Annotated in this window: 10 protein-coding genes; 9 read left to right on the top strand and 1 reads right to left on the bottom strand. The window is 39.6% G+C overall.

Going from position 1 to position 10391, the window contains the following annotated elements:
- From Q0192_RS11050 to pth, 3 genes are all read left to right on the top strand, one after another.
- On the top strand, positions 1 to 656 hold a 656-nt coding region (locus Q0192_RS11050), incomplete at its 5' end, for a ribose-phosphate diphosphokinase (RefSeq protein WP_299289541.1).
- 120 nt (positions 657 to 776) lie between these two features.
- Positions 777 to 1361 (top strand): 50S ribosomal protein L25/general stress protein Ctc, encoded by a 585-nt coding sequence (locus tag Q0192_RS11045; RefSeq protein WP_299289540.1) that lies wholly within the window; start codon positions 777 to 779, stop codon positions 1359 to 1361.
- 88 nt (positions 1362 to 1449) lie between these two features.
- On the top strand, positions 1450 to 2010 hold the full coding sequence (gene pth, locus Q0192_RS11040) for an aminoacyl-tRNA hydrolase (RefSeq protein WP_299289539.1): 561 nt from the start codon (positions 1450 to 1452) through the stop codon (positions 2008 to 2010).
- A gap of 151 nt (positions 2011 to 2161) precedes the next feature.
- Here pth and Q0192_RS11035 read toward each other — a convergent pair whose 3' ends face one another.
- A complete protein-coding gene (locus Q0192_RS11035) occupies positions 2162 to 3088 on the bottom strand; it encodes an NADP-dependent oxidoreductase (RefSeq protein WP_299289538.1) in 927 nt (308 codons plus the stop codon).
- A gap of 267 nt (positions 3089 to 3355) precedes the next feature.
- Between Q0192_RS11035 and Q0192_RS11030 the strand changes: the two genes are divergently transcribed.
- From Q0192_RS11030 to Q0192_RS11005, 6 genes are all read left to right on the top strand, one after another.
- Positions 3356 to 5227 carry a CocE/NonD family hydrolase gene (locus Q0192_RS11030; protein WP_299289537.1) on the top strand — a complete coding sequence of 624 codons (1872 nt, stop codon included), beginning with the start codon at positions 3356 to 3358 and terminating at the stop codon, positions 5225 to 5227.
- A 1-nt stretch (position 5228) separates the two neighbouring features.
- Positions 5229 to 6893: a M1 family metallopeptidase gene (locus Q0192_RS11025; protein WP_299289536.1), complete on the top strand. Its 1665-nt coding sequence runs from the start codon at positions 5229 to 5231 to the stop codon at positions 6891 to 6893.
- Between the two features lie 13 nt (positions 6894 to 6906).
- Complete coding sequence (locus Q0192_RS11020; protein ID WP_299289535.1) at positions 6907 to 8493, top strand: TlpA disulfide reductase family protein; 1587 nt, start codon at positions 6907 to 6909, stop codon at positions 8491 to 8493.
- Between the two features lie 9 nt (positions 8494 to 8502).
- Positions 8503 to 8631: a hypothetical protein gene (locus Q0192_RS11015; RefSeq protein ID WP_299289534.1), complete on the top strand. Its 129-nt coding sequence runs from the start codon at positions 8503 to 8505 to the stop codon at positions 8629 to 8631.
- Positions 8632 to 8690: 59 nt separating this feature from the next.
- Entirely contained in the window at positions 8691 to 9434 is a 744-nt protein-coding gene (locus Q0192_RS11010) for a head GIN domain-containing protein (RefSeq protein WP_299289533.1), read from the top strand.
- A 76-nt stretch (positions 9435 to 9510) separates the two neighbouring features.
- Positions 9511 to 10257 (top strand): serine protease, encoded by a 747-nt coding sequence (locus tag Q0192_RS11005; protein WP_299289532.1) that lies wholly within the window; start codon positions 9511 to 9513, stop codon positions 10255 to 10257.
- Positions 10258 to 10391 lie beyond the last annotated feature (134 nt).

Raw genomic sequence — 10391 nt, 5'->3', positions numbered from 1 at the left:
TGGCGCGGCAAGACCGGAAAGACAAGCCGCGTGTCGCCATTGGTGCAAAATTAGTTGCCAATTTATTAACCGCAGCAGGCATCAACCGCATCATGACGATGGATTTGCATGCCGCTCAGATACAAGGTTTTTTTGATATTCCGGTAGATCATCTGGATGCTTCGGTTATTTTCGTGCCCTACATCAAAAGTTTAAACTTGCCGAATTTAACGATTGCTTCGCCGGATATGGGCGGCTCTTATCGCGCACGTAGTTTTGCCAAATTTTTTAATGCCGAAGTTGTGATCTGTGATAAACAGCGTAAACGCGCCAACGAAATTGAATCCATGACGGTGATTGGCGATGTTACCGATCAACACATTGTTTTAATTGACGACATGTGCGATACGGCACGCACTTTGGCTAAAGCGGCAGGATTAATTATGGACCGCGGCGCATTAAGTGTAAGGGCTGTTTGTACACATCCGATTTTATCCGGCGATGCTTATAACACGATTGAAAATTCGGCATTAACCGAACTGATTGTTACCGATACCATTCCGTTAAAACAGCAAAGCAGCAAAATACGCGTACTTTCGGCCGCCAAATTATTTGCCAGTGCTATTGCCAATGTAAACGAACATGGTTCTATTAGTATGCTTTTTAGTGTGGAGTGAGAAGAGCTTTCAGATGTCAGCTTTCAGCAATCGGCGGATGCAAGGAGCCGAAAGCTGACGGCTGACAGCAACAAACAAACAAACAAACAAACAAATACAAATACATAAACAACAACAACAATGAAATCAATTGCTATTAGCGGTTCTCCCAGAGAGAACGTAGGGAAAAGAGACGCTAAAGAGCTGCGTTACCAAGGCTTAGTGCCGGCAGTTCTTTATGGTGGGGCAACACAAACCCACTTTGCTGTGTCTGCAGCTGATTTGAAACCGGTAATTTACACACCCGAGGTTCATTTCATAGATTTAGATATTGCCGGTACCAAAAGCCAGGCCATTATTCAGGCTACACAATTTCATCCGGTAACCGATCAGTTGATCCATATCGACTTTTTATTGCTAAACGAAAGTAAACCGATTACGATGGAAATTCCGATCCGCCTGACCGGAACTTCGCCAGGCGTAAAAACCGGTGGCAAACTGGTACAAAAACTGCGTAAACTGCGCGTAAAGGGTTTCCCGAAAGACCTTTTGGATACCATTGATGTCAGCATCGAAACACTGGAAGTTGGCAAATCGGTTAAAGTGAGCGAAATCAAATTGCCTAACTTAACCATCACCAACGCGCCCGAAGATACCATCGTTTCTGTAACTACTTCACGTGCCTTGCGCCAGGCAGAACAGGAAGTAACCTCCAATAAAAAATAAGCATACTTCTTTTATTGCACAAAAGTCTTCAGCCTAAAAACTGAAGGCTTTTTTTATGCACCTAAAAACAGTATTACCTTTGCGGGAAATGAAATACTTAATTGTTGGCCTCGGCAACATCGGCCCGGAATATGCAGACACGCGCCACAACATCGGTTTTATGGTTTTGGACGAACTGGCCAGGCAGGAATCGGCCAAGTTTTACAACATGAAACTGGCGTATTACACCGAAGTAAATTACAAAGCGCGCACACTTCACCTTATCAAACCAACCACGTACATGAATTTGAGCGGAAAAGCGTTGAACCATTGGATGAAAGAACTGAAAATTCCGGTAGAAAACGTGTTGGTGATTGTGGATGATTTGGCTTTGCCTTTAGGGACTCTACGCCTGAAACCAAAAGGAAGCGCGGCGGGCCACAACGGTTTAAAACATATCGAACTAACTTTGGGCAACAACAATTACGCGCGTTTGCGTTTCGGCATTGGCGACAACTTCCCGAAAGGAAGGCAAATTGATTATGTTTTAAGCGGGTTTGATAAGGAAGAACAATTGGAACTGCCTGCTTTGATTGATCGTTCCATCGAAATGGTTAAAAGTTTTGTTGCGGTTGGAACGGAACTGACGATGACCAAATTTAACCGGTAAAAACAGCATCATGGAAAATTTCCTGGTATTGATTTTTCCAAAAAACGTGATTTTGTTTTTATAAATTTAAATCAAAAAAATTGAGCAGGTTGCCTTCTGCTCAATCCAAAATAAGTATGGTAAAAACAGCATTGCAAGTTTTAAGGACGTATTAAATTACTTTGATCGCAATTTTGCCGCGGGTATGTCCTTCTTCGCTTACTTTTTGTGCTTTGGCAATTTCCTCGAGCGGAAAAACCTGGTTGATAATCGGTTTTAATTTCCCGGAATCAACCAAATCGGCCATTTGCTTCAGCTGTTCTGGGTACGATTGCGCCATAAACTGATGTGTCTGTATATTTTTCGCTTTAAAAGCTTCCTCATCCTGCACGCCAACCGTACTTACCAATATGCCGCCTGTTTTTAAAACTTCTACTGATTTTTTCTGCGTTTCGCCGCCAATGGTATCAAACACAACATCAATATCTTTCAGTTCTTTTTCAAATTGCTGATTTTTGTAATCAATTACCTCATCCGCACCAAGTTCCTTTAAAAAATCAATGTTGTTTTCGGAAGCTGTTCCGATTACATAAGCACCTTTCCACTTTGCTAATTGTACAGCAAGTGTGCCTACGCCTCCTGATGCACCATGGATCAGGATTTTCTGGCCGAGTTCTAATTTTCCATGATCGAAGATGCCTTGCCATGCAGTTAACCCGGCCAGCGGAATAGAAGCAGCTTCCACATGGGAAATTGAACGTGGTTTTTCGGCGATACTGCCTGCTTTTACGGCTACAAATTCTGCATAAGTCCCGTTTCTAGGCAAGTCTGGCCGGCTATAAACCTCTTGGCCAACTTCAAAATTTTTCACGTCGCTTCCTACTTCGGTAATTACGCCCGAAACATCCCAGCCTAAAATCAGTGGAAATTTAAACTGGATTTGCTTCATTTCGCCTTCACGTACTTTCCAATCTACCGGGTTAATGCTGGTTGCAAATACCTTGATCAACACATCATCCGGGTTAATTTTTGGCATTGGCGCCTCTTCATATTTTAATTCTTCCGGCCCGCCAAACTGATGAATTTGAATTGCTTTCATAATGGTAAATTTTCCTTTATCAACAAAAATTAATCCTGGTTGATTGCACAGGAAAAAATTTGACACAAATTATATATAGTAAAAGAAGTATTGTCGGAAAGTATATTTTGATCCAGTTTTATACTTCTTTTACCACCTAAAAATCAGTGTAATCAATTCTAAAAATCCTTCAATCCTAAAAAATCCCTGATAAAAGAAGCATGTAACAACCACAATACTTTTCTCCTGTTGATATTTTTTTAAATTAGCAGTTCAAATTTCTGTTAAATGAAAAAAATATACCTTTTCCTGCTGCTTACTCTAAATTTTATTGATTTCGCTTCGGCACAAAGCAATTATGCCAGCGAAAACTACACCAAAAAGGATGCATACATCACCATGCGCGACGGCATCCGGCTTTTTACTTCTATTTATACGCCCAAAGATGCTTCCCCGCAAAAAAAATATCCAATGTGTATGCAGCGCACCGGCTACAGCGTGGCACCTTATGGGGCCGGAAAGTTTCCGAGGATTTTAGGCCCGTCGGAAACGATGATGAAGGAAGGTTATATTGTGGTTTATCAGGATGTGCGCGGCCGTTACAAAAGCGAAGGAAGCTGGACGAACATGACGCCGGTTATTGACAATAAAAAAGGCAAAACAGAGGTAGACGAACCTTCGGATACTTATGATACGATTGACTGGCTGGTAAAAAACGTGGCCAATAACAACGGCAAAGTGGGCCAATGGGGAATTTCTTATCCCGGTTTTTATACAGCGGCCGGTATTTTGTCCAACCATCCGGCTTTGAAAGCTTCTTCTCCGCAAGCCCCAATTTCCGATTTCTTTTTTGATGATTTCCACCACAATGGTTCTTTGCTGGAGTCTTACTTTTTTACGTATCCGGTTTTTGGCGTTCAAAAAACGAAAGCAGATACCAGCGGAAATGCTTGGTATGCAAGCCAAATGTTTAATCCGGGAACGAAAGATGGCTACCAGTTTTTATTGGATATGGGCCCGCTTACCAACGCCGATAAATATTACCACGACAATTTCTTCTGGCAGGAAACCATCAACCATCCAAACTACGACGAGTTTTGGCAGAAAAGAAGCTTGCCGCGCCATTTTAACAAAGTAAAACCTGCGGTGATGTTTGTTGGCGGCTGGTTTGATGCAGAAGATCTTTCCGGCCCGTTGGATATGTTCAAGAAAATCCATAAAACCGATCCAAGTGCTTATAACACGATTGTGATGGGGCCTTTTGGACATGGAAGATGGTCGCGTGAAACCGGGCATACTTTTCATTCTAATGTTTATTTTGGCGATAGCATTGCTACTTTTTACCAAAAAAATATTGAAGCCAAATTCTTTAACCACTTTTTAAAAGGCAATGGCGATAAAAATTCCGGTTTGCCGGAAGCTTACATGTTTAATACGGGCAAAAAACAATGGGAAACTTTCCCACAATGGCCTGCTGCCAATGCTTCGCACCAAAAATTATATTTAAGCGCTGATGGAAAAATTACCATGACTGCCCCTGCTTCAACCGGTTCGATGTCTTACGTAAGCGATCCGGCAAAACCGGTTCCTTATACTGAAGACAACACCACCACAATGGGTTTTACGCCGCACAATTACATGAGCGAAGACCAGCGTTTTGCAGGCCGCAGGCCGGATGTTTTGGTTTATCAAACCGATGTTTTGCAGGACGACATGACATTGGGCGGCGAGATTTTATCCCACCTAAAAATTGCTTCTACCGGAACAGATGCTGATTTTGTGGTGAAACTGATAGACGTTTATCCGGCGGACGAGCCCAACAATCCCAACCAGCCCAATAAAAATATTTTGATGAGCAATTACGAGCAAATGGTGCGATCAGAAATAATGCCGGCCCGTTTCCGCCACAGCTTTGAAAAACCAGAAGCTTTGGTAGCCAATCAAAAAACAGACGTGAACGTGCGTTTGCAGGATGTTCTCCACACCTTTAAAAAAGGCCACCGTTTGATGATCCAGGTGCAAAGTACCGCTTTCCCGCTGTTTGCCCGTAACCCGCAAAAGTTTGTAGACAACCCGTACAAAGCTGCAGCAAGCGACTACGTTAAAGCAACAGAAACGGTTTTTAACGATAGTTTTATTGATGTGGAAGTGTTGAAATAGTATGATCTTCAAAAAACCAATACTTCTTTTATCACCCTTTTTTTTGTGCCTGATTAATTATAGTCAGGCGCAATTGCTTCAGCCAAAACCAACGTTTACCCGTGCCGATACATTGCGCGGCATGTTGACGCCGTTGCGCACTTGTTACGATATCAACTATTACCATTTGGATGTGAAAGTGGATATCGAACAGAAGTTTATCAGCGGAAGCAACGAATTCAGGTTTACGGCAACGCAGGATTTTAAGCAATTGCAGTTCGACCTTTTTGCTAATTTAAAAATAGAAAAAGTAGTTTTCCACGGGAAAAATTTGCCTTACACACGAGAAGCAAATGCGGTTTTCCTCACCTTCCCCAACACTATAAAAAGGGGCATAAAAGAAGCATTTACGGTTTATTATTCCGGCAACCCCCGTGTAGCCAAACGTGCGCCATGGGACGGCGGTTTTGTTTTTACCCAAGATACTGAAGGCAAACCCTGGGTTGCTACCGCTTGCGAAGGTTTGGGCGCCAGTGTTTGGTGGCCGAACAAAGACCATCTAAGCGATGAAGTGGACAGTATGCTCATCAGCATCAGCGTGCCGAAAGGTTTAAAAGATGTTTCTAACGGCAGGTTGCGCCAAGTAACGGAACTAAATAATGGTTATACCTGTTTTGATTGGGCGGTAAAAAATCCGATCAACAATTATGATGTGGAAGCGAACATTGGCAATTACGTTCATTTTAATGATTCTTTTACCGGCGAAAAAGGCAAACTGACGTTGGATTACTGGGTTTTGCCGGCCAATCTCGACAAGGCGAAAAAACAATTCGGCGATAATGTAAAACCCATGCTTACCGCTTTTGAACACTGGTTTGGCCCCTACCCTTTTTACGAAGATGGTTACAAACTGATTGAAACACCACATTTGGGCATGGAACATCAAAGCGGCGTGGCTTACGGCAACCATTATCAAAATGGTTATTTGGGCCGAGACCTTTCGGGAACAGGCTGGGGAATGAAATGGGATTTTATTGTGGTGCACGAAAGCGGCCACGAATGGTTTGGCAACAACATTACGGATAAAGATGTGGCCGATATGTGGATTCATGAAGGCTTTACCAATTATTCGGAATCGCTTTTTGTAGAGCAGCAGTTTGGCAAGCAGGCCGGCCAGGAATACGTGCATGGGACACGCCGCGCCATCCAAAACGATGAACCCATAATCGGCCCTTATAATGTGAACAAGGAAGGTTCGGGCGATATGTATTACAAAGGTGGCAATTTGCTGAACATGATCCGCACGATCATCAACAATAATGAAAAATGGCGTGATATTTTGCGCGGTTTAAATAAAACCTTTTATCACCAAACCGTTACTACCGAACAAATTGTGGGTTACATCAACCAGCAATCCGGCTTAAACCTAACTTCGGTTTTTGATCAATACCTTCGTTATAAAAACATTCCAGTTTTAGAATTTTGCTTTCAAAACAACCAACTTTTAGGGCGATGGATTGCGGATGTAAACGGCTTTAAGATGCCGGTAAAACTCAGGGTAAAAGGCGGCGAATACCAGTTTTTTGATTTAAGTACTTCTTTTACCCCTATAAATTTGCCCTCTGCAACTAAAGACAATATTGAGGTTGATACTTTTAATTATTACATTGGCGTGCTGGTAGATTAGTTTTGATTTTATAATGATTGAAAGTATCGCCAAGATAGGTTTTAACTCTTGGATTTTAAATATACTTCTTTTACCACATAAAAATTGGTGTTCTAATATAAAAGACACAGGTTTAATTGTATATTTATTTAACAAAAAGGCCATGAAAGTTGTAGCAAACATTGGAGTTATATTATCATCTGTAGTAATATTATCTTTTACTTTTAATTATAATAAAACGGGTAAAATTTTCAGGAAAAAAGCAGGAGATCAAACAGCCAATTTTGTCTTTTTTTCAATAGATTCTAACACGGTAGCTGATCATAAAAATAAAAGGTTGAATTTTTATTATCATGACTCTTTAGCATTCGGCCATCCTGTCGTTATTACTGGAGAGAGTAGAAATCTACTTTTGAATGCCCCAACATTGCTGCTTGAATCAAGTGCCAAGCAAACCCCATTTTTAATTTATCCCGGTGAAAAGATAAATGTTAAATATGCCGGAAGTGATTCTGTCCAAATGTATATTCAGGGCAATGCCAAAAGGACAAACGAACTTAACTTTTTTAGAAAGTTAGTTCAAAAAACAGGGAACGTTTATTACGCTCTTCAAACTATGCCCTATCTTAAAAAAGTAAATACATTAGATAGTATCCATTCTTTTGAAAAAACAATTAATACCATAAAAGATAGCCGGTTACAATTTTTAAACTTTTTTGTCAGGCAATCCCCTGTTAACGATAGTTTTACTGAAATTGCTATTAACAGTATCAAAAGTAAAGCACTTAACGATTCCCTTCTACTGTATTATAACAATCGGGAGTTGTTGGATAAACAAAATTTATACAGCAAGTTAATTTCTGAAAAATTAACAACCATTAAAAATATTGGCTTTGTGCCATACCAAATCTATTATAATGCTTGTGCCACGCTTATTTCTTTAATTACAAGCAACCGTCCAAATCCGCTCATCACCAGCAATGCTGATTTTATAAAAAGATTTGACTTTGTTAGTAAAAACTTTACAGGGATTACAAGAGATTTTTTATTGTCGAATACCTTGTACAGAGCCTATAATAATGATGTAGCTATATCAAATACTTACCTTGATAAATTCAATATCTTATGTGAAAATGAGGGCTATAAAAAAATCATAGCGAACATGTTAAATGAAAAAAACGCGGATTTATACATCAAAGGCAGTAACAAACTATCATCTGCTGATGGTAAAACTGTACAGGATTTTCAAGCAGTAATCGCTAATTACAAAGGCAAAATTGCCTTACTCGATTTTTGGGCAAGTTGGTGTTCGCCCTGCCGGGAAGAAATGCCTTATTTTGATCTGCTAAAAAAAGCATATAAGGGTAAAAATATTGCTTTTGTAAGTATATCTTCCGACGCTAAAATCAACGATTGGTTAAAAGCCAGTAAAGAAGAATCTTTAGAAAACAAGAATAATTTTTTGTTATTGAATTTTGATAAATCGCCATTTGTAAAACAATATGGCATAAATTCAATTCCAAGATACATGTTAATAGGCAAGGATGGCAAAATAATAAATGCTGATGCACCACGCCCGAGCGATCCGAAACTGAAAGAATTGATTGATAAATATTTATAACTGTAAACTTTGCCTTCAAAATCAATTTCTTCCCTTGATTCAAATGCTTCTTTTACCCCTATAAATTTGGCAACAGCAACTAAAGACAATATTGAGGTTGATACTTTTAATTATTACATTGGCGTGCTGGTAGATTAAATTTTGATTTTACTGTAACCATTTGGCATCAAACAGCATCTTACCTAAAAACTAAACCCATGAAACCAACTTTAAAACCCTTTGCATTTGCCTTTTTGCTTTTGGCAACAAGTTCACTAACTTTTGCGGGCTCCGTTAAAATTCCTCTTGCACACAGCAGTATCGAAACCCAAGACCGCAAACTTTCCGGCTTTCATGCGCTTGCTTCCTCCGGTTCTTTTGATGTGGTGCTGAGCCAGGGAAACACAGAATCTGTACGTGTGAAAGCCGATGCCGACGTAATCAATGAAGTGGTTACCGAAGTAAAAAACGGAACGCTAATGATCCATTCTAAAAACAACCATAGCTGGGGAACAGGCAACTTCTGGAACAACAAAACAGTTACCATTTATGTAACAGCAAAGGATTTGAACAGCATTGGCGTAAGCGGTTCGGGCGATTTAAAAATAGAAAACCAGTTTAACACGAACAATTTACAATTGCGTTTAAGCGGATCAGGGGATTTTTCGGGAAAAGTGAATGTAAAAACTTTGGAGGCGGCCATTTCAGGTTCCGGTGATTTTAAAATTGCTGGCCGGGCAGATGAATCTAACGTGGCCATTTCCGGCTCCGGTGATTTCGACGGCAATGGTTTGATGACTAAATCTACCGCTATCCGCATTTCAGGTTCCGGCGATGCTTCTATTTATGCCAGTGAAAAACTGGATGCTTCGGTTTCCGGTTCCGGTGATATCCGTTACAGCGGCCATCCAAAAAATGTTTCCAAAGTGGTGCATGGTTCTGGTGATGTTTCGGGATCGTAAACTGATACTGTTTTTATCAGAATAAAATATTAGTTAACGTTTTTAAAATAGATTTTATAGTGAATTATTTTATAATATGATAGATAGGACACTTTTAGATAATCTAACTTATACTACATTATTAAGTCTAGATCAAGGAAAATCTTCTGGATCAGGATTTTTACTAAACTTTAATGGCTTAGATTATTTGATTACTGCCAGACATGTTTTATTTGATGAAGATAACATTAGGTGTAATACCCTTTTAGTTTCCTCTCAAAATTACGGTGATAAAAATGAAGATGCTAGAATGTTCGAACTTGATATGCTCAAAGCTACTGTTCTAAATAGCAAAAGTGAGGATGTTGCTGCAATTCTATTTGGTTCTTTAGAAAAAGGAGAATTTGAAGAATATATAAGTATAGCTCAGGAAGGCAAATCACAAACTTTGTCAATAAAACAAGACGCCACAATTTTATTAAATAAGATAAAAATAGCTAATGATGTTTATTTGGTAGGATTTCCAACTTCGTTAATCTTTCAAAACTCTAATCATTTTGACCCTGGTAAACCACTATTAAGAAAAGGGATCGTTGGGGGAATAAATTTTGAAGACAAGAATTTTATTATTGATTGCTCGGCATATTATGGTAATAGTGGAGGTCCAATAATAGAATTGAGCGAAGAGAATAAACTTGTGGTTATTGGCTTTGTGTCAAGATATATACCGTTTGTTATTGAATGGAGAAATAATAGAGAAATTTCTGTAACACATGCAGAATATTTAAATTCAGGCTATTCCGTTTGCATACCAATGGATGCAATTTTTAAATTGATAAATTGATAACTTTGTAATATGATTCTGCTTTCGAATAGAAACCCAAGACTGAACAGTTCCATCAACCCAAGACTGAACAGTTCCATCAACCCAAGACTGAACAGTTCCATCAACCCAAGACTGAACAGTTCCATCAACCC

The sequence above is a fragment of the uncultured Mucilaginibacter sp. genome (genome assembly GCF_937859865.1).
Taxonomy (GTDB): Bacteria; Bacteroidota; Bacteroidia; order Sphingobacteriales; family Sphingobacteriaceae; genus Mucilaginibacter_A.
The sequence above is the reverse complement of the archived record's forward strand: the minus strand, read 5'-3'. Positions and strand labels throughout refer to the sequence as shown.

Bases quoted from the DNA above. Each gene is read 5' to 3' on its own strand.
- Q0192_RS11045 (WP_299289540.1), top strand. From the start codon at position 777: ATGAAATCAATTGCTATTAGCGGTTCTCCCAGAGAGAACGTAGGGAAA.
- pth (WP_299289539.1), top strand. From the start codon at position 1,450: ATGAAATACTTAATTGTTGGCCTCGGCAACATCGGCCCGGAATATGCA.
- Q0192_RS11035 (WP_299289538.1), bottom strand. From the start codon at position 3,088: ATGAAAGCAATTCAAATTCATCAGTTTGGCGGGCCGGAAGAATTAAAA.
- Q0192_RS11030 (WP_299289537.1), top strand. From the start codon at position 3,356: ATGAAAAAAATATACCTTTTCCTGCTGCTTACTCTAAATTTTATTGAT.
- Q0192_RS11025 (WP_299289536.1), top strand. From the start codon at position 5,229: ATGATCTTCAAAAAACCAATACTTCTTTTATCACCCTTTTTTTTGTGC.
- Q0192_RS11020 (WP_299289535.1), top strand. From the start codon at position 6,907: ATGATTGAAAGTATCGCCAAGATAGGTTTTAACTCTTGGATTTTAAAT.
- Q0192_RS11010 (WP_299289533.1), top strand. From the start codon at position 8,691: ATGAAACCAACTTTAAAACCCTTTGCATTTGCCTTTTTGCTTTTGGCA.
- Q0192_RS11005 (WP_299289532.1), top strand. From the start codon at position 9,511: ATGATAGATAGGACACTTTTAGATAATCTAACTTATACTACATTATTA.